The sequence below is a fragment of the Anabaena sp. 90 genome, from assembly GCF_000312705.1.
Lineage (GTDB): Bacteria > Cyanobacteriota > Cyanobacteriia > Cyanobacteriales > Nostocaceae > Dolichospermum > Dolichospermum lemmermannii.
In genome coordinates this window covers 2,557,320-2,579,890 of the sequence record NC_019427.1, presented here as the reverse complement: position 1 = coordinate 2,579,890, position 22,571 = coordinate 2,557,320, and the positions used below count along the sequence as shown (strand labels likewise).

Here is a 22,571-nt window from a genome sequence, read left to right as displayed (position 1 = left end):
GCTTTCAATGATTTTGAACCAGGCTTTCCATAAAAATAACCAAAGAACCGATAATACTTGCATTATATACCATGACAGGACTTTGACAACTATTCTATCAAACATCATGTAACAAAACTTTACTAGTACCTAAATTTTGCTTTTTAAATGACATCAATTAATCTTGCAAGCGATCGCCAAAATAAAGCCGATATAAATTACATAGTGGAATTACCTTATTACCTTTTGATTCTGCCAATCCCATGCTTTTTAATTTAAAAGCATAAATCGGTTCTAAGGTAACGGCATCATCACTATTAACCAATTTTAACATAGCTGATTTTAGTTGTTTATTTTCTTCTAAAATCAAAAGATGACGATACAAATGGTCTTCATATAATCCTTCCTCAGTGGGAGCAATTGCTAAAAATTGCTTTAAAGTTAAGTCGCTAGTAGCAATATGATATAATGCCGTTCTCACCAAATAAGGATGACCGTCAATCATCCCCATTAATTGATTAACTTCTGTATCTGACCATTGTAATCCATGTCGTTTAACTAAATCCTGAACCTGTGCTAAACTAAACTTATTTAAATCAATTGGTAAACCCACATTAAAAGGAGATTTATTCACATCCAAAGAAATATAAACTTCCTGAGAATGGGAAATAACTAATCTCAGTTTTTGCCAAGTTTCATTATTTTTGCCTTTTTCATGCCATGAACGTAACATAGTGAAAAATTCATCAGCAATTTCACTATATTGAAAGATTCTATCTACCTCATCTAATCCTAGAATTACAGGCTGTTTCAATTCTTTTAAAAGATAGGATTGGAAATAATTTGTACAATTAGTTTGACTGCTATAACGTTGAGGTTTCCAATATTGATCTATCTTTTCTTCAATCCCTAATTCTAAACTGACATTGGCACAAAAAGACTCTAGAAAACTATCCAGATTTTTAAATAATTCTCGACTCCATAAATTAATAAATCCTGTTTGATAACCTTGCTTTTCTCCTTGATGTAAAATCCTACTCATTAATGAAGTTTTCCCCATTTGTCGAGGTGCTTTAATCCTAATTAATGCCCCAGGTTTTACAATAGCAGTGTAACAGGTAGCTTCAATGGGAGGACGTTCAACATAGAAAGGGGAATTTAGAGGAACTTGACCATCTAAATTTTCAAAAGGAATATTAATATCTCTTGGTTGAATAGGTTCAGATTTCGACTCAGGTACACCCTGAATAAAAGCTTTTTTAGTCGTTGCATCTTTTGTCCTCAAAACCGGAGTTAAATGCTCTGGAATATTTTCCATTTCAATGGCATTACATCCTAAATCAAAAGCACTTTTAATTGATTGTCCTGCAAATAAAGTATCGTAGAAACCAATAGCAAATTGTTTAGCGGCTTGATCACCAATTTTTTGATTCATCCCGACGACATAATTAACATAAGGATAAATACCTTCTGCTTGTACATCTGAATAACAAGCATTGAGAAAAACACAATCAATAAAAAAGATTTCTTGTAATGCTTTAAACAATTTGGCTAAAGGAGCAACTTTGACTAAAAAGGCTTCTCCATTATCTGCCATTAAAGCTAAACCCTGTTCTCCTCCACCATGTCCTGAGAAATGCACAATATCTGGCTTATGATCTAATAGGGTACGACGAAATTCTTGAGGACGGACTGCTTCTCCTATACTAATTTCAAATTGTTCACGGTTTAGGGAACGCTCCCAAGCACTTTTGATTTCCCTCACTTCCTCACTTAAACGCAACGGTTTTGTGTTGGTGGGGTTAGCGGTTAAAATAAGAATTTTTTTCATCACCGTCGTTTTATAAAGATATAGTTACCAATACTGTGTATGTGAAGTATTGTATCCTTTATAGTTACCAAAACCGTAACGGTGATCAAATCTCAGGCTATTTAGAGGTTGTTTGAAAAGTATTATATGAAACCCATAATCTCCAAAAACCTAACCCCCCTTCCCCCCTTCCCTACAAGGGAATGGGGGTTTTAAAGCCTCTCCCCTGGTAGGGGAGAGGTTTGGAGAGGGGTCTGTTTACACATTAAAAACTTTTAAAACATCCTCTTAGAACTTGAACAACAAGATCCCCGACTTCTTTGAGAAGTCGGGGATCTGAGTGCCTCTTGTTATACATACAAGCCTTTAGACACTGGGATAAAAGATACTTATTGCAAAAACTGTAATTATTGTTATGATTTCAGAAATTAGTAACTAATGTATTTCATTAGTGAAAAGAATCTATCAGGAGGAAATTCCTTTGTCTCGACGCTATTTATTTACTTCCGAGTCAGTTACAGAAGGTCATCCAGATAAAATTTGTGATCAAATCTCGGATACCATCATTGACGCGCTATTAGCAGAAGACCCTAATAGCCGTGTAGCAGCAGAAGTTGTAGTCAATACTGGTTTGGTGCTAATTACTGGAGAAATTACCACTAAAGCTCATGTCAATTATGTCCATCTTGCCCGTAAAAAAATTGCGGAAATTGGCTATACTGACGCTGGTAACGGCTTTTCTGCGGATAGCGCTAGTGTTCTAATTGCCTTGGATGAACAGTCAGCGGATATTGCTCAAGGTGTAAATACTGCTAAAGAAGCCAGAACCGAGGATAGTGAAGAACTATTCGACAAAATCGGCGCTGGTGATCAAGGGATAATGTTTGGTTTTGCTTGTAACGAAACCCCAGAACTGATGCCTTTACCCATCAGTTTAGCACACCGCATTGCCCGGAGATTGGCAGGAGTTCGCAAAGCTGGTATTCTCCCTTACCTGCGTCCTGATGGTAAAACCCAAGTTACCATTGTTTATGAAGATGGCAAACCTGTAGGCATTGACACCATCTTAATTTCTACCCAACATACAGCTACCATTGGGGATATTACCGATGATGCTGGGGTACAGGCTAAGATTAAGGCTGACCTGTGGACAGAAGTAGTAGAACCTATATTTGGTGATATTGCTATCAAACCAAGTGAGGAAACCAAGTTTTTGGTTAACCCCACTGGGAAGTTTGTCATTGGTGGACCCCAAGGAGATTCCGGTTTAACAGGACGGAAAATCATTGTTGATACCTACGGTGGTTATTCTCGACATGGTGGTGGTGCATTCTCCGGTAAAGACCCCACGAAAGTAGATCGTTCTGCGGCTTATGCGGCTCGTTATGCAGCTAAAAATATTGTTGCGGCTGGGTTAGCAGAAAAATGTGAAGTGCAGCTAAGTTACGCCATTGGTGTAGCGCGTCCTGTCAGTATCTTTGTTGATACTTTCGGTACAGGTAAAGTGGATGATGAAATTCTGTTGAACTTAGTCAAAGAAAACTTTGAACTCCGTCCAGCGGGAATTATCCATGTGTTCAATTTACGTAACTTACCAAGTGAAAGAGGCGGACGTTTTTATCAGGACGTTGCGGCTTATGGTCATTTAGGAAGAACTGATTTGGATTTACCTTGGGAACACACTGATAAAGTGGATGTATTAAAGAAAGCGGCGTTTGCTTAATCAGTTAGTTTGATAACAAGATTTACTTTGAGGTTATAGACAATTTAATTATCTATAGCCTCTTTTTTGAGAATAGCCCGCCTAGAGTTTTAACGCCCACCAGCCAGGGAATAAATTCCCTGTCTAAAAGCTGAAGTCGGTTTAAACCGACTATTTTAGCATAAATAGGATAATTTTTTTATTTTGAATTAAATAGAGTGCGTTTTAACGCACTTTAGCTTTTAGCCCGGAACTTAAGTTCCGGGCAGGCAGGTTTGTTATTAATCCCAATCAGGGAACATAGCTCCATCTTCGCCACCAATACCAATCCCTGTGTTATATATGCCAGCATCGGTAATGTTAAGATTGTCCATTGATGCTTGATAGACGTTGGAATCATTGACTGTGGCGCGGGTAAGATTTGCGCCGTTTAAATTGGCTTTTTTCAAATTGACGTTGGTAACAAAGGCTGATGTTAAGTTAGCACCTGCTAAGTTTGCTCCGGTCAAGTCAGCACCTTCTAAGTTAGCATTTGTAAGGTTAGCACCCTGAAGATTTGCGCCTCGCAAGTCTGCACCAATTAGATGAGTGCCACTGAGGTTGAGTCCTGATAGATTACACTGGATACATTCTCTAGTTGACAAAAGTTTCTGTAAATCTTTTTGGCTTCCAGCTTGAACTGAATTAGCTAGAAACAGGGGAGTTATCAAGGCCATAGCGGCTAATAGTTGAAGTTTCATACAATTTCCCCCTCTCACAATATAGTTATGTCTGTTCTTGTCCTCACGAACTCATTATCTCACTAATTGGCGAAAAAATGTTGATTTAAACTACAAGCTTGATATTTCTTTTTATAAATCAGCAATTGGGAATAGACAAGTGGTAAACTTTGTCAATTCGTAAGTCCTAGTTTTTTATAGTGGTTTTTGTTAAGATTGATGAAATTTTTCTGGTGAAATACCACTATGGCTTTATATGCAGAATTACATCGGCATTTAGGTGGTTCCGTTGTCCCTCGTGTCCTATGGCGATATTTCCAGCGTCATAATACTGAGTTGATTTCTCGCTTTGGTGAATATGCAGAGTTTGAAGATTTTTATACTCGTCCTCGTAATACTTTGGATGAATATCTAGAATTGCATACCCTTGTGGAAAGTGTGCAAACGGTGGAGACTTTACCTTACTTCATTTACCGCTTATTACGCGGTGCATATATTTTTGAGAATTTGGCTTATTTGGAATTACGCTATACTCCCTATTTGCGAACTCCTGAACATTTAAGTCAAGGTGAAAGAATTGATAAGATGGCGGAGATTGTAGATGTTGTGGGTAAATCTAGTCATGTACCCGAATATCCCATTGTTACTAGTCAAATTCTTTGTATGCACTCCCGTTTATCTTTTGAGGTAAATAAGGCAATTATTGATTTGGCGGCGCAAAATAGAGAATATGTCTGTGCGGTAGATATGGCTGGTGGCGATCGCTATTATGCCCAAAGAATGGCAGAATGGATCAGTTTATATAATTACGCCCATTCACTGGGTATTAACACCACGGGGCATCTTTATGAAACTAAGGATGGTTGTTATCCCGAATTGTTACCCTATTTAATGCGAATTGGTCACGGTATCCAAATTCCGCTTTTATATCCTGAATTGCTGCCAGAAATTGCCAGAAGAGGACAATGTTTAGAAGTTTGTCCGACAACTTACTTGAAAACAGGAACTTTACAGGATATTCGCCAACTCAAGTTAGTTTTTGACCGCTGTTTTGCAGCGGGAGTTGATATCGCTATTTGTACGGATAATGCGGGATTACATAATATGCGTCTCCCGTTTGAATATGAAAATCTTTTGACTTACGACATTATTAATTTTCAACAATTACAAGCTTGTCAAGATGCAGCTTTCCGCCATGCTTTTGCTTGGCCTCACAGTCAACGTCCAGCATCTTTGTTAACTGGGTTGTTGAAGTAGGGAACAGGGGAGTTGGGGGAGTTGGGGAGTTGGGGAGTTGGGGGAGTTGGGGGAGTTGGGGAGTTGGGGAGTTGGGGAGTTGGGGAGTTGGGGGAGTTGGGGAGTTGGGGAGTTGGGGGAGTTGGGGAGTTGGGGGAGGCAAGATTCTTTTATCCGCTACCTCCCCTACCTCCCCAACTCCCCCTACTCCTTTAACCTTCTACGCCTTCTGTAGCACCACCAATGGATTTCCAGGCTGATAAGCCACCGCCCAGTTCAGCTACTGTGGTAAAACCGAGGAATTGTAAGGTTCTCACAGCTTGGGCTGATTGGCTGTCATTTTCGCCATAAACATAGATTTGGCGTTCTCTGTAGAGGGATATTTGGGCGCGAGATTCTAAGTCATTGAGGGGGATAGAAATCGCTCCTGTGATGCGGCTATGATTGTATGTTGAGCGATCGCGCACATCAATAATTGTAAAAGCAGGTTGACCCCATTGAAGACTTGTCTTTAAGTCATTAACATCAGCAACTAAATCAATACTCATAAGTTTTTTCTGCGGCTAATATCATCAGAAATCTACCAAATATCTCTTCTTAATGCGGATTTCTTTAGAATGACAGCAGATTCTAAAAATTAATCTTTTGTAATCATAATATTGTAAGCTAATGTTCTCTAGATGCAAAAAATACTTAATTTTTAATTTTTAATTGTTAATTCCTCCTATGGTATCTACTATTCAAGCTTTACCAACAGAAGTTGTATATTTAATTACGGCAGGAGAAGTAATTGATTCTTTGGTAGCTGTTGTCAGGGAGTTGGTGGAAAATTCTCTTGATGCTGGGGCAACGCGCATTGTTGTTTCTTTATGGCCGCAACTGTGGCGAGTTCGGGTGGCTGATAATGGTCATGGGATGAATTTGGATGATTTGCAACAAGCCGCAACTGCACATAGTACCAGTAAGATTCATTCTAGTGCAGACTTATGGAAGATTAACAGTTTGGGGTTTCGGGGTGAGGCTTTACATAGTTTAACAACTCTGGCAAATTTAGAAGTTTTAAGTCGTCCTTTAGGGGGAAGTGAAGGCTGGCGAATTAATTACAATAATGAAGGAGAAGTAACAGAAGTAGACTTTGCGGCGATCGCTCCTGGTACTGTCGTAACAGTTAATAATTTATTTGCTAATTGTGAAAACCGTCGTCAAGGTTTACCTCCGACAAATCAGCAATTAAAAGCTGTACAAGGGATAATTCAACAAATAGCTTTATGTCATCCTCATGTTAATTATCAAGTTTGGCAAAATGATAAAGAATGGTTTACGATTTGTCCCGCATTAACTGTGGGAAAACTAATTCCCCAGATTCTCACCCAAGTCCGACAAGATGATTTACATGAGGTAAATTTAGAAATCCCCAATCGGGAAAATTGGTCTTTGCATTTAGTGATAGGATTACCCGATAGATGTCATCGTCATCGTCCTGATTGGGTGAAAGTGGCAATTAATGGGAGAATGATTAAATCGCCGGAATTAGAACAGACAATATTTTCAGCTTTTCATAAAACATTACCACGCGATCGCTATCCTGTTTGTTTTTTACATTTAACTATTTCCCCTGAACAAATTAACTGGAATCGTAACCCAGCGAAAACAGAAATTTATCTGAATGAACTACCTTTTTGGCAAGAACAAATTACTGAAGCCATTGATAAATCATTGCGGATTTCGGAAACTAATATAAAAGAATCTGTTCACACAACCAGAGTTAGTAATTTATTAAAAGTAGCAGAATCTAAAGGTGAATATAATTTCAATTCTCAAAGTTCTCAAAATTTCCAAAGTAATGAAAATCAAAATTATTTAAAAGCTATTGCTCAACTGAGTAATACTTATATTGTGGCTGAACATTCTGGAGGAATGTGGCTAGTAGAACAACATATAGCCCATGAACGAGTATTATATGAACAATTATGTGATAATTGGCAATTAGTCCCTGTGGAAACTCCAATTATTATTTATCAATTATCACCAGCGCAGGTTTCCCAATTACAACGGATTGGTTTAGATATTGAACCTTTTGGTGATAAACTTTGGGCAGTGCGAAACATCCCTAATATGTTAAAACAACGAGAAGATGCTGCTGATGCCATTTTAGAGTTAAGTTGGGGAGGAGATTTACAAACTGCTCAAGTTGCTGTTGCTTGTCGGAGTGCAATTCGCAATGGTACAAAAATGAGTTTACCAGAAATGCAGACGTTATTAGATAATTGGCAACAAACCCGCAACCCGCGGACCTGTCCTCATGGTAGACCAATTTATTTATCTTTAGAAGAATCGGCATTAGCGCGGTTTTTTCGCCGGAATTGGGTAATTGGGAAAAGTCATGGGATTTGAAGCTTATCAGAGTATTATTTTAGTCCCGTCCCAATTTCAGCGCGGAAATTGCCGTTTTAAAGCTGCAAAAACTGGACAAGGGGCTGATGTTTGTAAATTCTCCGGTTTACTCCAGGTAAAGGGGGCTTTTTGAGCCGCAGACATCCATAAAAGTTTTTTGGCTCTAGTCATGGCAACATAAAGTAAGCGATATTCTTCGGCGATTTTCAGGTATTTTGATTCTTCCCAAGCTTGAGGAATATCAGGTATAGGTTTTTTGTGAAGTCCCGCACGAATTTGGGCGCGGACGACTTCTGATAAAGTAAAATCACCTAAAAATTGTCCTTGGGGGGGAATCCAAAATCTGCCAGGAATTAAATTTTCATGAAGAAAAGGCAAAAATACATAATCCCAGTCTAGCCCTTTGGCTTTGTGCATGGTAATAATTGTTAATTGCCCTGCTTTAGTATATTGTGCTTCCACATTCTCTGGTTCTACAGATTCAAATCTTTCGGAACTGACAATTTCACTTAAAGCTAATATCATTGCCCCCATAGAACTATTCCCAAAAATTTGCAAATTTACCCGTTCTGCAAGTTTATCAGCAGTAGCTAATTCGGCCTGATCATATTTTAAAGTTAAGGCAAAAAAGGAAATTATTTGATAAAATGGTAGTTCTAAATAAGCCCTAAGTAAACTCCGACAAAGATGAGCTGCTTTTTGCACTATTTCTATTTGGGGTGCGCTTAAAAGACTTGGATATAAAAATTCTTCGGGTAGACTAGCTAGAGTGTTAATATCTTGAGTCGGAATTAATTGCCGTTCGACGAGAACATCTAAAGTAGCTTTGAGATAATCGGGAGAATGGGGACGATCACAAAACTGTAATAATGATAAGATCTCTTGAGGAACATGAGAACGGCGTTCTTTTTCTCCCACATCATAAAGTTTAATTTTATGTTCTTTGCATATTGGTTCTAAAGCCGCAGCTAACCATCTTCCTTGACGATTTTCTCGCACTAATATCGCTGCACAAGCTTGGGGATTTTCTGTAAATAGTTCAATTGCTCTTTGGGAAAGTAATTCAACTGTATGATGAATATCTCTAGGAGTATAAAGTTCCAAACCTTGTCCCACAGGTTCAGGATTGCCATTTTCTTGATTAACTGGTTGAATTTTCTGAATTCTAAATGGTGGTTGTCTATGATTAGTTTTGACAAAATCCTGATTATTTACCCATTCTAAAGCAAAGTTAGCCGCATCAATAATTATTTGTGTACTACGACCAGCTTGATCCATTTCTGCCAGTCTATCTTTAGTTTGACAATCTTCACAAAATTCCCGAAAATAAATCGGGTCAGCAGGTGTAAAAGTGGAATTAATCGCTTGATTAGGATCACCAACTCTAATTAAATTTAAGGCTGATTTATCTAAGTTATCTCCAAATTCTTGACTAGCGAGTATTTCTAATAAATCTGTTTGTAGGGGACTAGAATCTTGAGCTTCATCTTCAAAAACAGCAAAAACTTTATTTTGTTCAATGCGGCAGGTACTAGGATTTTTTAAAACTTTTAAAGCCCCTAAAATCATATCATCGTAATCAATGAAATCTTGCAACTGCATGATTTTTTGATATTGTGCATATAATCCGGCTGCAACTTTCAAAATTCCATATTTATCTGAAGTTTGTTCACTCCACTTGAATAAATCTGCGGGTGATATTCCTGAACTTTTCGCTTCATGAATCACCGTATAAGCTAAATCTGGTAATACTTCCGTTCTTAACACTGACTGACGACGGAGTTTTTCGGTTTCTTCTCCATCAAATTGCTTTCCTGCAAGTAAACGTAGATAAATTTCTGGATCATTAGCAATCCATTGTTCTACTGCTGTCCGAATGAATTTATGACTTTGATTCGGTGTAATTAAGGTCGCATTTTCTAACTGTAACCCGGATAAATGAGGATGACGACTAGCGATAATTAAGGCTAAACCATGCAAAGTATAAACTGCAAATCCTGTTTGTGGTAAAGATAATTTTTTTAAGTTTTCCCGAATTTTAAATTTAATATTTGCAGTTGCAGAACGGGTAAAGGTGACAACAATTAACTGTTTATAATCCTTATTACCTGTATTTAAATAATACTCATATTGACGAGCAATAGCGATCGCTGCGGCTGCCGCCATTCCCGTTGATTTGCCCGCTCCAGGCACAGCAGACACCGCCAATGGACCTGATTGCCAATCCGCCATTTGTGTCTGTCCTGGGCGCAGTTGGGCGCGAATGACGGCGATATTCTCTGTTAATTTAGTAATAGGTGATTGGTCATTAGTCATTAGTTTTTATACAAGCTGTGTAATTTGATTTAAGTTAATATCCTCAATGAGAGGAATATCTACAGGGGTAGGTTTATTACATCGTACGATGCCTGCGGAGCGCTGGGCGATCGCTTTACCCCCTAATTTTGCTAAACTAGAATAAACCTCACACCAGCAGGAGGACATAATGACTTTTACAACTGATGTCCAGGAAGATCAAGACTTACGCCCTTACCCAGAAACCTCTCTTCCAGATCATACCCAACTACCAGAGTCGGACGGCACATTTGTGAAAAACTTCCAGGAACATCCCCAAAGTATTCTACTAACTGATTCTATCAACCCAGTATTACAAAAACATCATCCAGACCGACAATATATTATAGGTCAAAATAGTGCTATTTATTGGCGCATTACTGAGCCGCCAGAAATTGGCGCACTAGCTCCAGACTGGTTTTATATACCCAATGTCCCACCTTTACTAGATGGTAAAATCCGACGTTCTTATGTGCGTTGGTTAGAACATATTTCGCCATTAGTTGCTTTAGAATTTGTTTCTGGTAATGGTGCAGAAGAACGAGATAAAACTCCTTGGAAGGGTAAATTATGGATTTATGAACAGGTGATTAAACCCGCTTTTTACGGCATTTATGAAGTGAATAAAGCCAGTATAGAAGTTTATGAATTAATTGGTGGAGAATATCAGTTATTGTCAGCAAATGAAAGAGGACATTATTCAATTACACCTATGGGTGTGGAGTTAGGTTTATGGCAGGGAGAATATCAGAATGCAGAATTACCCTGGCTGCGGTGGTGGGATTTGCAAGGTAATTTGTTATTAACTGGTGAAGAAAGAGCAAATCGCTTGGCTGCACAATTACGGGCTTTGGGAATTGAACCAGAAGCGTAATATTAAATTAAATGTAATGGTGACGGTTTTGGATTTAATGGAAGTAAAAACAAATAGCCCGACTGAGAATGAATTCCCAGTCTAATAGCAAAAGTCATCTAAAGATGACTAAATTTGATATTAGGCGTTAAAACTAATTCTCTCATTAATCTTCTGTTAAACTTGCTTGTAATTCAACAATAATACTCTCCATAGATTGAGGTTTTAACTCTCCTTTATGAAAGGCTAAAATCGCTTTTTTTGCATCTTCAGCAATTTCTTCACGAAGAGATTCAATCATTTGATTTTTAATAATTTCTAATAACATTTCTCTTTGTTCAAGAGGAAGTTGATTAACAGTTAAAATTGCCTGTTCTAATGTCACCCTAATTTAGGTTCTCTTGATTTAATTGACTTTCTTTAAATAGATTATAATTTATGGAGTAATTTAACCGCAGATAAACGCAGATAAACGCAGATGGTTTTTGGGCTATTTAAGGAAGCTAGGGATCATTTATCTAACTCTACCCAAGAATACGGTTTCTATTTACTTCTTGTATAGATCATACAAACTATCCAACCAGCTTAAAGAGTCGGTATACTATCCATCCTAAACCTAAACCGATGTTGGAAGTGCCAGCTAAAATCAGAAAAGAATGAAACTTGTTAAATGATTTTTCTAATCCTTCCCCAGCCACAGCCACAGCAACAAACACAGCCATAGCCCAAACCACAACCCCACCCACAACCCCACCCACAACCACAACTCCACCCATAGCTCCAACCACAGTCCCAACTACAGCCGCAGTCATAGCTCCAACCAGAGTCCAAGTCACATCCCAAGCCCAAGCCACTGCCACTGCCCAAGCCACTGCCCAAGCCACTGCCACTGCCCAAACCGAAAAAGGAGTATTAACGCCGGTTATGATGTAGCCAATTAGCCAATAAGTCAATAATAATATAGTCAACGAAACCCAAGGAATTGTTTTAGCTGGTTTATTCCTAATAGTTTCTTCCTCTACTGTAGGTCTAGAGTAAACGTATTCTTTTCTGTAAGTATCTTCAACTGGAGGTGGAGGTGTTACTGTTGGATCTTTTGCCTCTACATTACGACCTTTTACCACTACATTAACAATTTTTGTTCCTGCATTAACAATATTTGCCACTGCATTAACAATTTCTATACCTGCATTGCGACCTTTTACCACTACATTAACAATTTTTTTTCCTGCATCACCACCTTTTGCCACTGTATTAGGAATTTTATGCTTGTAATTTAACATTTCTATCCATGACTGCATGGACTGAGGACGGTCTTTTGCTTCTAACGCCATACCTTTGAGAATTGCTTGATTTAATTCCTTGCTGATACCAGAAATAATTTTCTGCGGTGGAATTAATCGCTCTCTACCAACTTTACGAGCTAAAGAATTTGTCGGGTATTGACCAGTTACTCCATAATAAAGACTAGCAGCTAAACAGTAAATATCTACTCGTGGATCTCTACTTCCTTTAAATATCTGTTCATAAGGTGCAAATTCCCTATTAGCATCTCTATCTGTCAACGTTCTACTTAAAAAAATTATTTCTTTAGCAATGCCAAAATCAATTAAAACTGCTTTACTATTATTTCGTATCATGATATTTCTAGGGTGAGTATCTCTATGCACTAAACCCGCTTTATGTACCTTTATCAAAGCTGCTCCAATTTGGCGAATATAAGTTATAATCTCTGCTTCTGGTAATGCTCCACTACGGTTAATTACTTGAAATAAATTTTCACCTGGTATAAATTCCATGACTAGACAATAGGTATTACCTTCCTGAAATAGTTCAATTACCCCAACAATATGAGGATGAGGATCTTTAGATAACTCTGCTAATATTTGTCCTTCTGCAATAAATTTTTCTATATATTTTTCATAATCTGGATCATGTTGCAGATATTCATTAGGTGTTTTAATGACAACTGACCGCTTTAAATTAACTTGTAATGCTTGGTAAGTAATTCCAAATCCTCCTTGTCCGAGAACTTGCTGAATTACATATTTACCATTTTGTAATTCTTGTCCTTTTACCCAAGTCATAAACACCTCTGATTTACAAATTAATACTAATTTTGAGTAGCAAATTACAGCAATTCTGATTTAAGTAAAATACAAAAAAGAATTAAACGCAGATAGACGCAGATAAACACAGATAACTTTGTATTTCATTAAATTAAAAAAAGCTATTTATTGATTAAAAACTGTTTATTTTTTGGTAGAAGTAGGATTGGGAGGTGGTGTTGTTGAACTCTTCCAACTAGCTATACCTTGAAGTAAACCCCCAAAAGCTGCAATTGCAGCTATAACTAATGTTAAAATCTGCATTCTTTTATCCCAATTTACAGAAAGTTTGTTTTCTGTTCCGTTATTAGTGTGACTTGCTGCATTAGTACTTTGACCTTTTGCATTGACATTTTGATCTTCTGCATTGGCATTTTGACTTTCTGCATTGGCATTGTAAGAATTGCTATTTAATAGTTTTAGCCATAATTCTATTGATTTTGGTCTGTTTTTGGCTTCTAATTCCATTCCTTTAAGAATTGCTAGATTTAATTCATTACTGATACTAGAAATAAGCTCTTGTGGTGGTGTTAAACGTTTATTGTCAATTTTACGTTTTAAAGCAGTTTCAGGAAGTTGACCAGTTATGGCATAATAAAAAGTTGCAGCTAAGGAATAAATATCACTAGCTGCGGTTGGTTTAGTATTTTTAGTGCAAAGCTCAAGAGATGCAAAACCCTCGACATTTTCTCTAACTCGTCGCGTTGTTAATTCATGATCAAAATCTAAAACTAAATCAAAATCAATTAATACAGCTTCAGATTTTCCCGCACGTAAAATAATATTTTCTGGCTGTACATCTCCATGAATTAAATGATGTTGATGTACAATTGTTAAAGCCGCGCCAATTTGTTGAATATAAATTAATGCTTCTTCTGAAGAAATTTTTCCCAGTTTATCTAAAGTTTCTCCAGGAATATATTCCATTACTAAACATGAATAACCTGCTTCTTTAAAAGGTTCGTAAAATTTGACAATATGTTCATGTTGACAAAGGGTAAGTTTTACCGCTTCTCGCATAAACATAGTTTCTAAACGTTCTTTCTCTAATTGATTAAGAGATGTAAGTGAATTAACATCTAAAGTTTTTAGCAGCAGAAAATCGTGCTGTTTGTTTTTAGCAATATAATTAATGCCAAATCGTCCTGTTTTTAACTTTCTCTCAATAGTGTATTTTCCACCTTGCAACTGATCACCTGCTACCCAAGCCATTTTTGCAACTCCCCAAATACTTGGATTAATTTTCGCACAAAAAGCTTGTGTAGTCTCTATCTAGCTTCAGTTTCTACCCAAAATCACGAAACTCCTTCCCATGCCATATTCTTAATATAAGAATCACATCTTCAATGCGTAATTCATCAACTTTCAACAGAAAATAATCCCTTGGTCTTCTATTAAACCTGCTTATATAATAAAAATATCTTAACTACTTGATTGTACGGGTAGGGGTTTAGCACTGCTAAACCCTTACACATCTACGCAAAACTGTTAAATTAATTTCTTCTTTCTGACTCGGTGACTTCTAGAGACTTCCAAATAAAAAAATGTCCCAAAACTGATGCAAAAATTCTCTCTCTGTGTACTCTGTGCCTCTGTGGTTCGTTTCTTGGGATAATTTATTTCTTGGAAGTCTCCTATTGCATTACTCGTCAATCTGCCAAGCATCTTTGGTATATTCTTCATCCAATACTTTCTTAGGACGAACCAAAACAATCATTTTTCCTAACAAGGGAATTGCTGGTGCAGTTTCAAACCATTGAAAGTCAATACTATCGCCGTTTTCAAACACAAAGTAATTGGAAATATCCCATTCTCTTTGAGCGCGATCTATAACGATCATAATTGGTTCAACTTTGTTTTGATGGGGGTTGGGGAAAATATCGCTTTTACCAATGACAACTACAGGATCTTCGGCATTTAGTAGCACTTTCCAACCTGGTAAAGATACCCAAGCTTGTTCTCCGGCAAATTTAACAATGCGAAAGGGTTGAATTTCGGTAATAAATGGTACGGCTTTTAATTCCTGTGGAGTTAATGGCAATTCACCTACTACTGGTAAAATCCGGGGTAAGTCTTCATCAATTTCTAGCCGATAAAATGGCAAAATAGGCGGTGCTACTTTAGCCGTAACGCTAAAATCCATTAACAGTTGTTCTAGTTGTTTTCTGGCTGTTTCGGAGTGAGCAAAGCGTAATCCCTTGGCAATTAAGCGCGATCGCTCGGATAAGTCAGATTTTTGTTTAGCATATTTCCAGGATTGATAAGCGATCGCATCTCCTGGATGTTTACTAAAACCTTCTGGTAAACTAGGAAACCAAGAATAGTCTTTCACTGCTTTGGCTATATCCCTGACTACATCGGCATCAAGTTTGTATTGATATGTCAAATCCGCAGTCCTGGCTCGGTCTTCTTGAGTTAGTCCACGTAACTCATATAACACATCACTACTTTTGTACTGGTAATATGCTAATGTTTCTGGTGATGAGCCGCATTTTTCCAGAGAATTGTAAACCTGAGAACCAACAATCACCTGATTTTGTTGAATCTGTTCAAATCCTGTGGCTTCAAAGATATCTTGGGGATTGTAACCGTTTTTTTGCAGGTAAGCGATCGCTTGTCCCCATTCCACCCAAGTCCCCTGTTTTTGTCTCAGCTTGACTAATAATTCTGTGGCTGTCTGTGCTGTATCCTCTGCAGGATTTTGAAGATTGGGCTGTGTTTCGGTCATAATTAAAAAGTGCGTCTTTAAAGTTAATACTGTCTGATGAGTGCGAAGAAATATAAAGTTGGGAAACTATATTCTTCTATTATGTGTGTTTTAATTATGAAAATAGTCAGAAAAAATAAGTGAGATATATAAACCAAGTTCGCTGTCAACGCCTAACCCCTGAAAGTGCCAAAAAACTTAATGTTCCCTACTCCCTCAACAAATGAGTAACGAAGTCCGCGCTATATTTAATCGTATTGCTCCTGTTTATGACCAACTTAACGATCAATTAAGCTGGGGACAACACCGCCTTTGGAAAGAAATGACAGTCAAATGGAGCGCAGCTAAACCTGGTGATACTGGCTTAGATTTGTGCTGCGGTAGTGGTGATTTAACTTTTCGGTTAGCACGTCATGTAGGGGTAACAGGTCAAGTTTACGGAGTTGATTTTTCTGCCAACTTACTGAATACTGCTCAAGAGCGCTGCAAAAATTACTATCCCCTACCTCCTATTAATTGGGTAGAAGCAGATGTATTAAATTTACCTTTTGATGATAATTATTTTGATGCAGCCACTATGGGTTATGGATTAAGAAATGTTAAAGATATTCCTAGTAGTCTCCAAGAAATATACCGTGTTCTCAAACCAGGAGCTAAAGCCGCAATTTTAGACTTTCATCGTCCCCGCAATCAACAGTTCCGCGCAGTGCAACAATGGTATTTAGATAATCTTGTAGTTCCCATGGCCACTAATCTCGGCTTAAAAGACGAATATGCTTATATTAGCCCCAGTTTAGACCGCTTTCCTACTGGGAAAGAGCAAATAGAATTAGCGCATCAAGTTGGTTTTGTGGATGTCACACACTATCCCATTGCTAACGGTATGATGGGAGTATTAGTAGTAATTAGATGATTGGTAATTACCCATTATCTATTACCCACTACCCATTACCTAATCCAAAAGCCTGTGGATTTGTCTCGAATTTTATTGTATATCTCACCCCCAATCCTGGGTGGATTAATTGGCTATTATACCAACGACATAGCCATAAAAATGTTATTCCGTCCCTATAAAGCAGTTTATGTTTTGGGGAAAAAAGTCCCGTTTACGCCAGGTTTAATTCCTAGTAATCAGGAACGGTTAGGACAAAATATTGCTAATGCGATTATGAAATCGCTACTGACTCCAGAGGAAATGCAAAATCTGGCGCGAAGACTCCTGCAACCTGAACGACTACAAGGCGGAATTTTCTGGTTATTACGTCTGGTAGTTGATCAAGTTAAAGGTGATAAAAACCCTCGTAGCACTAAGATTTTGGCGGGAGTTTTACGTGATTTATTGGGTGAATCTTTACCACGTCTTTTGAAGGTTTTAGCGCGACAAGAAACATTTTTAGAGACGCAAATTAACCAAATATTTGATAAGGTATTATTAGAGTTTCAACTTAGTGAAGAACAATCTGTCCGGTTAGCTGATTGGTTATTAGAGATAGTTTTACCTCCCGATAGATTACGACAAGTTATTATTGATTTTTTAACAGATCGGACAATTCACACCATTGATGAGAGTTTTCGCGAAAAAACCAGTGGTACTTATTGGGTAGTGGCAAATCTGTTTGGGTTGAAGAATACTTTGACTCGGTTACGGACATTTTGTTTAGATGAAAAGGAAGCAACTAATAAAAGATTGCAAGAATTAATTAAAGATTTAAAAATGCGCGATCGCATTAAGGAATTATTACAAAATTTATCTTTGCAAAATCTTCCTGTTGGTACAGTCCGTCAACTGCGAAAAACGATTAGAGATAGTGTGCGTGAATATCTCCAAAATAGTGGTAGGGACTTGCTCAAAGAATTAACAGAATCGGCTGACTGGGAAAGAATTTCTGTTGTCTTGTTAAATCGCTTAAGTAGTTCAGCCGTTGTCAACACTTCTTTAGAAGTTGTGGCACGGGATTTAGCATTAATTTTAGAAAAGTATTTAACTCAAGATTTAGAAATTATTGTTGCTCAAGCAATTCCTATTTTATCTATAGATCAAGTGATTGTGGAACGAGTAAAAGCCACCTCACCTGCTGAATTAGAAGATGCTATTGAGGGAATTGTCAGAAATGAATTACAAGCAATTGTCACTTTAGGTGGTGTTTTAGGTTTTGTTGTCGGTTTGTTGCAAGTAGGATTTCTATTTTTGAGTCAATCTATGTAATTGAGAATTGGGAATTCCTACTAACAACTGACAACTAACAACTGACAACTGTACGGGCGAAGCATTTGGAGAACTATTTTTGGCAATGACCGATAATTTATCTTCCCAATGCTTCGCCCCTACTAACAACTGACAACTGACATTTTACTTTTACAAATTTTAAAATCTCAAAGACTACAAAAAACCGCCTTGGTAATGTTCCTAGACGGCTCTATAATTTATCGCAATTACTAATTAATAGTATGAGCCTGTTTTCCGGTGGTTAATAGCAGTCATAGCATCAGGCTTGAGTAATTTACCGTTGTCTACGGTTGCGTATATTACCCAATGATCACCGCATTCTAGCCGCTGCTGCACTAAACATTCTAGATATGCACAAGCCTCTGTTAAGATGGTACAGCCATTATCCGCTTCGGCTTTGGGGAAGTTAGCAAATCTATCTTCTCCAGGTTGGAAACTCTTGCGAAAATGCTTCATGTATTCCAGATGAACACCTTCAGGGAGGATATTCAAGACAAATTTACCACCAGGATATAATAGAGATTCAACGGCTCGATCTTTAGCGATCGCTACCGTAATTCCCGGTGGGTTAAAAGTAGCTTGAGATACCCAAGCACCCATCATCCCTGTAGAAAATTCTCCCTGCTTGGCTGCAATGACACAGACAGAACCAATAATCCGGCCTACAGCTTGTTCTGTGGGGGTTGCAGCTTGTTGGGGAACACGAACTTTCTTGGCTTTTCGCAAACTTTGAGCAAAGTCTGTACCGACTTCTTCGCAATATTTGAGAGTAACTTCATCAGGTTTAAACTTGACTTTTAGGGTATCAAAACCAAAACGATAGCCAGCGTCTCGGAGTTTGCATTCTACCAAGTCTAAAGCTTCACCACTCCAACCGTAAGAACCAAATACTCCCGCAGGTTTGGTATTATCACCTGTAGAGAGGACAATTCCTAAAGCGGTATGAATAGGAGTAGGTGCGTGTCCACCTATGGTGGGAGTCCCAATGATAAAACCATCTGCTTGTTCCAATGCAGTGCGGATTTCGTCAGCGGTTGCAAATTCGCAGTTCACAGATTTAACTGCAACGCCACCTTTGGTTAATCCTAAAGCCATTGCTTGTGCTAAGGTGGCAGTGTTACCATAGGCAGAGGCATAGAGAAGTGCTACAGATATTTCTCTATCTTTTTGAGAGCGACTCCACTCACTGTATAATTTTGTTAATTCGATTAAACTGGTGCGTACCAAGGGTCCATGACCAACAGCATACATTCTGACTTGGAAATCGGAAATTTTCTCCAAAGTTGACTCAACATGAGTTGCATGAGGAGCCATGAGGCAATTAAAGTAATAACGTTGGTCTTCTTTGAAAGTTTCCCAATGATCATCAAATACTTCTTCACCGCAGATATGTGCGCCAAATAGCTTATCTGTAAAGAGAATTTGGGTTTGTTGGTCATAAGTACAAAGTGCTTCTGGCCAACGAGGACTAGGAGTAGGTAAGAATTTCAAAACATGACCTTTACCTAAATCTAGGGTTTCTTTCCCCCGCATGACTAAAACTTTGATATCTTGGTCGGTGAAAGCAGCACGTAAATTATTCGCAGCGGGAAGAGAACAAACAAAGGTAATTTGTGGTGCAAATTGTAAAATTGCTTTTAAAGTTGGGACACGGTTGGGATTAAAATGTCCCAAAATCACATAATCCAACTTTTGCACATTGATTGTTTTCTGTAATGCTTCCAAATAAATTTCTGTAAATCCTTCTGCTGGAGGATCTGTAATAGCAGTTTTATCGGATTCTATTAAATAGCTATTAGAAGTAGTTCCCCGTTCTAGAGCATACTCAATTTCAAATCTTAACCGCGATTTACTCCGCGCTCTCATCACCTTTGTGTTAGTAGCAATTGGTAGGATTTGTACGTCTCTTGGTCTGGAATCGCTCATGGATGCTTGTTGGGTCGAAAAAACTTGAGAAACCCAATTTTTAGCGGATTCAACAGCGTTAGAAAATGAATCTGGAAGTGTCATAATAATTATGAAAGATGGGTAAATATGAGGAGTCAGGAGTCAGGAGTCAGGAGAAAGAAAAAAAAGAAGAAAGAAGAAAGAAGAAAGAAAATTATTCACTGACAACTAACAACTGACTAATTAATAGTAATTTCCGACTTTGCGATGACGGACTGCGGTAATTCCATCTGGTTTGGAAACTTTTCCATCTGCAACTGTGCAGTATAAAATCCAGTGATCACTACATTCCATGCTATTAACAACTTCACATTCCATGTATGCGAGTGCGTCGGTAAGAATGGGTGAACCGTTTTTAGCAGTTTGGGTTTTTACTTCTGCAAATCTATCAGCACCGGGATTTAAACGTTTGAGAAAATGCTTTTTCAGGTCTTGATAATTGCCTTCTTCCAGAACGTTAAGAACAAAGCGATCGCCTACTTGCAATAAATTATCTAAAGCGCGATCTTTAGCTACAGCAATGGTAAAACCTAAAGGCTGTAAACTGGCTTGTGTCACCCAAGAAGCGATCATTGCGCCGCTAATATCGCCTTTTTTGGCAGTGACAATATATAAACCATTACTAATTCTTCCCAACGCTTTTTCCATGTTCACGTCGAGAGATTTGATTTGTTTAATATTGCGTTCCCGCACTAACAATTGTCCTAAACCATTTCCGGCTTCTGCAAATTGTTTATAGGTAGCATCAGTGGGGGTTTCCTTAATGCGAATAGCCGGGAAAGCTTCCTTAATACCTAAATCAATAAATTTGCGTCTGAGAGTATCAATGGGTTCATCATCACCACCATAGGACTCGAATAAACCCACAACTTGTTTGTTTTTAGCAACTGCTAATAATGAACTAATTGCAGATTGAGCTTTGATTGCACTGGTAGAAGGCATACCTACAATTAAACCAGAAGCTCTCCCGGCTAATTCTTGAATTTCTTGACTTTCTGCGGTGTTTAAATCCAATACTTCGACACCAACACCAGCTTTTTGTAAACCATCACCAATTGCGTGTGCTATGCGATCGCTATGTCCATAACCAGAGACATAAAACAAACCGACAGTAGTTTCTGTTTTCGCTTGTTTTTGACTCCAATTGTGATAACATTCTCTAAGAATATCAAGGTTATGATGTAGTAATGGTCCGTGTCCATTGGCAATAATTTTAATTTCACCAAGTTCACCCATTCTCTTCATTGCATTTAGCAAAGAACGAGCATTAGGACCCATTAAACAATCGTAATAAAAGCGAAAATCAGCTTCAATTGCTTCTAAATCTTCGTCGAAAGTGCGATCATCACAGTAGTGCATTCCGAAGGCATCACAAGTGTAGAGAACTTGGGTTTGGCGATCAAAGCTAAAAATAGTATCTGGCCAGTGTAAATTTGGCGCACTGACAAATTCCATTTCATGATCTTTGCCAATTTTTATGCGATCGCCACTTTTGACAATTCGCTTAGAAAAAGGCTCATGTACCAAACCTTCTAAAAATTGCAAAGCTACTTTAGAAGCTAAAACAGTGGCTCTGGGAGCTAACTGTAAAATATCTTCTACCAAGCCACTATGATCAGGTTCAGTATGGCTAACAATTATATAATCAATAGTTTTAGGATTAACTAAACCCTTGAGAGTCTGTAAATAAAGATCACGAAACTTCTGGTGAGAAGTATCAATTAAAACGGTTTGTTCACCTCTAATCAAATATGAATTATAGGTTGTACCATTTTGTAAACCAAATTCAATATCAAAACGATCCCGATCCCAGTCAAGAGAACGAATCGCAGTGGTATTAGGGGCAATTTCTACAGTTTGTATAGTTAATCGGTTCTGAATGTTCTCTGATATCGCTACCATGATTTCACAAGAGTAAATAAATAAACAATAATTTCTTCTGCCCCTATTCTCGCTATTATTTTCTTTTAAAGCTGTAATGAAAAGTATATTTCGGAAAATTAAAGTTGTAAGCATAGATACAATTTTTACTTTTAATTAGATTAAATTGGGCTAATAAATCACAAACTACAGCAATAATCAATACCCTATTTTTCGTAATTATTATTTATACTCATGTCTTATTGATAGAGTATCCTGGCTGTAACCATACTAATCATAAAACTAAGTTTACTTTTAAATCTTCATAATTTATGTTTAAACTTTATTATTACTTTATATTTATTTTGCAACTTTCTTTTAGGATAGTAGAAGGACATTATTTATGTCACTATCAAGGCGTTTTATAGGAAGAGTGCATAAGTAAATTTTATTGGCATACTATGATTACAACAGCGGCAGATTCTAAAAATTGGCTGCAAGTAAGCCGTTATAGTAATCGGGGAAGTATTTATTTGTTTGCTCCGATGATTAATTTTAATGTGATGGCGGAAGTTGGAGACACTCCCCCTTGATTTGAAGTGATTGTACTTACTGGGAAATTTAATGAATAATTCAACAATTACATCTGGATGGTAGTGAAGAAATTTCACGCCTATTTCAGCGTAGCATAAATA

18 protein-coding genes are annotated in these 22,571 nt (G+C 37.7%); 7 read left to right on the top strand and 11 right to left on the bottom strand.

Annotation, left to right across the window (positions count from 1 at the left end; all coding sequences use genetic code 11):
- Positions 1-157: 157 nt before the first annotated feature.
- Positions 158-1,810, bottom strand: coding sequence for an AAA-like domain-containing protein (locus ANA_RS11265; protein WP_015080191.1), 1,653 nt, complete (start codon positions 1,808-1,810; stop codon positions 158-160).
- Between the two features lie 460 nt (positions 1,811-2,270).
- On the opposite strand from ANA_RS11265, the gene metK reads away from it, so the two are divergent.
- Positions 2,271-3,512 carry a methionine adenosyltransferase gene (metK, locus tag ANA_RS11260; RefSeq protein WP_015080190.1) on the top strand — a complete coding sequence of 414 codons (1,242 nt, stop codon included), beginning with the start codon at positions 2,271-2,273 and terminating at the stop codon, positions 3,510-3,512.
- A gap of 260 nt (positions 3,513-3,772) precedes the next feature.
- Here the strand turns inward: metK and ANA_RS11255 are convergent, their stop codons facing one another.
- Complete coding sequence (locus ANA_RS11255; protein ID WP_015080189.1) at positions 3,773-4,231, bottom strand: pentapeptide repeat-containing protein; 459 nt, start codon at positions 4,229-4,231, stop codon at positions 3,773-3,775.
- 225 nt (positions 4,232-4,456) lie between these two features.
- Here ANA_RS11255 and ANA_RS11250 point away from each other — a divergent pair, with 225 nt between their 5' ends.
- On the top strand, positions 4,457-5,467 hold the full coding sequence (locus ANA_RS11250) for an adenosine deaminase (RefSeq protein ID WP_015080188.1): 1,011 nt from the start codon (positions 4,457-4,459) through the stop codon (positions 5,465-5,467).
- A gap of 191 nt (positions 5,468-5,658) precedes the next feature.
- Here ANA_RS11250 and ANA_RS11245 read toward each other — a convergent pair whose 3' ends face one another.
- On the bottom strand, positions 5,659-5,994 hold the full coding sequence (locus ANA_RS11245; RefSeq protein WP_015080187.1) for a rhodanese-like domain-containing protein: 336 nt from the start codon (positions 5,992-5,994) through the stop codon (positions 5,659-5,661).
- A gap of 178 nt (positions 5,995-6,172) precedes the next feature.
- On the opposite strand from ANA_RS11245, the gene mutL reads away from it, so the two are divergent.
- Positions 6,173-7,840 carry a DNA mismatch repair endonuclease MutL gene (gene mutL / locus ANA_RS11240; RefSeq protein WP_015080186.1) on the top strand — a complete coding sequence of 556 codons (1,668 nt, stop codon included), beginning with the start codon at positions 6,173-6,175 and terminating at the stop codon, positions 7,838-7,840.
- A gap of 36 nt (positions 7,841-7,876) precedes the next feature.
- On the opposite strand, the gene ANA_RS11235 is transcribed toward mutL, so the two are convergent.
- Entirely contained in the window at positions 7,877-10,156 is a 2,280-nt protein-coding gene (locus ANA_RS11235; protein WP_015080185.1) for an ATP-dependent helicase, read from the bottom strand.
- 169 nt (positions 10,157-10,325) lie between these two features.
- On the opposite strand from ANA_RS11235, the gene ANA_RS11230 reads away from it, so the two are divergent.
- Positions 10,326-11,048, top strand: a complete 723-nt coding sequence (locus ANA_RS11230; protein WP_015080184.1) for a Uma2 family endonuclease — start codon at positions 10,326-10,328, stop codon at positions 11,046-11,048.
- Between the two features lie 145 nt (positions 11,049-11,193).
- Here the strand turns inward: ANA_RS11230 and ANA_RS11225 are convergent, their stop codons facing one another.
- The 4 genes from ANA_RS11225 to ANA_RS11210 form a co-directional block, all read right to left on the bottom strand.
- The gene (locus ANA_RS11225) at positions 11,194-11,412 is read right to left on the bottom strand and encodes a hypothetical protein (RefSeq protein WP_015080183.1); all 219 of its coding nucleotides are present in this window, start codon (positions 11,410-11,412) and stop codon (positions 11,194-11,196) included.
- A gap of 187 nt (positions 11,413-11,599) precedes the next feature.
- The gene (locus tag ANA_RS27645) at positions 11,600-13,114 is read right to left on the bottom strand and encodes a serine/threonine protein kinase (protein ID WP_015080182.1); all 1,515 of its coding nucleotides are present in this window, start codon (positions 13,112-13,114) and stop codon (positions 11,600-11,602) included.
- 165 nt (positions 13,115-13,279) lie between these two features.
- Complete coding sequence (locus tag ANA_RS11215; protein ID WP_015080181.1) at positions 13,280-14,347, bottom strand: serine/threonine protein kinase; 1,068 nt, start codon at positions 14,345-14,347, stop codon at positions 13,280-13,282.
- 430 nt (positions 14,348-14,777) lie between these two features.
- On the bottom strand, positions 14,778-15,863 hold the full coding sequence (locus ANA_RS11210) for a RuBisCO accumulation factor 1 (protein WP_015080180.1): 1,086 nt from the start codon (positions 15,861-15,863) through the stop codon (positions 14,778-14,780).
- 202 nt (positions 15,864-16,065) lie between these two features.
- On the opposite strand from ANA_RS11210, the gene ubiE reads away from it, so the two are divergent.
- Positions 16,066-16,755: a bifunctional demethylmenaquinone methyltransferase/2-methoxy-6-polyprenyl-1,4-benzoquinol methylase UbiE gene (ubiE, locus tag ANA_RS11205; protein WP_015080179.1), complete on the top strand. Its 690-nt coding sequence runs from the start codon at positions 16,066-16,068 to the stop codon at positions 16,753-16,755.
- 54 nt (positions 16,756-16,809) lie between these two features.
- A complete protein-coding gene (locus ANA_RS11200; RefSeq protein WP_015080178.1) occupies positions 16,810-18,048 on the top strand; it encodes a DUF445 domain-containing protein in 1,239 nt (412 codons plus the stop codon).
- On the opposite strand, the gene ANA_RS27075 is transcribed toward ANA_RS11200, so the two are convergent.
- The 3 genes from ANA_RS27075 to ANA_RS11190 form a co-directional block, all read right to left on the bottom strand.
- On the bottom strand, positions 18,025-18,177 hold the full coding sequence (locus tag ANA_RS27075; protein WP_168651451.1) for a hypothetical protein: 153 nt from the start codon (positions 18,175-18,177) through the stop codon (positions 18,025-18,027). The two genes, ANA_RS11200 and ANA_RS27075, sit on opposite strands and share 24 nt — an antisense overlap.
- 105 nt (positions 18,178-18,282) lie before the next feature.
- The gene (locus ANA_RS11195) at positions 18,283-19,995 is read right to left on the bottom strand and encodes a diflavin flavoprotein (RefSeq protein ID WP_015080177.1); all 1,713 of its coding nucleotides are present in this window, start codon (positions 19,993-19,995) and stop codon (positions 18,283-18,285) included.
- Between the two features lie 204 nt (positions 19,996-20,199).
- Positions 20,200-21,918, bottom strand: a complete 1,719-nt coding sequence (locus tag ANA_RS11190) for a diflavin flavoprotein (RefSeq protein WP_015080176.1) — start codon at positions 21,916-21,918, stop codon at positions 20,200-20,202.
- Positions 21,919-22,337: 419 nt separating this feature from the next.
- Here ANA_RS11190 and ANA_RS28200 point away from each other — a divergent pair, with 419 nt between their 5' ends.
- A complete protein-coding gene (locus tag ANA_RS28200) occupies positions 22,338-22,469 on the top strand; it encodes a hypothetical protein (protein WP_015080175.1) in 132 nt (43 codons plus the stop codon).
- The last annotated feature ends 102 nt before the right edge of the window (positions 22,470-22,571 follow it).

Coding starts and splice junctions, on each gene's coding strand:
- ANA_RS11215 (WP_015080181.1), bottom strand. CDS start 14,347: ATGGCTTGGGTAGCAGGTGATCAGTTGCAAGGTGGAAAATACACTATT.
- mutL (WP_015080186.1), top strand. CDS start 6,173: ATGGTATCTACTATTCAAGCTTTACCAACAGAAGTTGTATATTTAATT.
- ANA_RS11195 (WP_015080177.1), bottom strand. CDS start 19,995: ATGAGCGATTCCAGACCAAGAGACGTACAAATCCTACCAATTGCTACT.
- ANA_RS11250 (WP_015080188.1), top strand. CDS start 4,457: ATGGCTTTATATGCAGAATTACATCGGCATTTAGGTGGTTCCGTTGTC.
- ANA_RS11265 (WP_015080191.1), bottom strand. CDS start 1,810: ATGAAAAAAATTCTTATTTTAACCGCTAACCCCACCAACACAAAACCG.
- ANA_RS11210 (WP_015080180.1), bottom strand. CDS start 15,863: ATGACCGAAACACAGCCCAATCTTCAAAATCCTGCAGAGGATACAGCA.
- ANA_RS27645 (WP_015080182.1), bottom strand. CDS start 13,114: ATGACTTGGGTAAAAGGACAAGAATTACAAAATGGTAAATATGTAATT.
- ANA_RS11245 (WP_015080187.1), bottom strand. CDS start 5,994: ATGAGTATTGATTTAGTTGCTGATGTTAATGACTTAAAGACAAGTCTT.
- ANA_RS11235 (WP_015080185.1), bottom strand. CDS start 10,156: ATGACTAATGACCAATCACCTATTACTAAATTAACAGAGAATATCGCC.
- ANA_RS11190 (WP_015080176.1), bottom strand. CDS start 21,918: ATGGTAGCGATATCAGAGAACATTCAGAACCGATTAACTATACAAACT.
- ANA_RS11230 (WP_015080184.1), top strand. CDS start 10,326: ATGACTTTTACAACTGATGTCCAGGAAGATCAAGACTTACGCCCTTAC.
- ubiE (WP_015080179.1), top strand. CDS start 16,066: ATGAGTAACGAAGTCCGCGCTATATTTAATCGTATTGCTCCTGTTTAT.
- ANA_RS28200 (WP_015080175.1), top strand. CDS start 22,338: ATGATTACAACAGCGGCAGATTCTAAAAATTGGCTGCAAGTAAGCCGT.
- ANA_RS11255 (WP_015080189.1), bottom strand. CDS start 4,231: ATGAAACTTCAACTATTAGCCGCTATGGCCTTGATAACTCCCCTGTTT.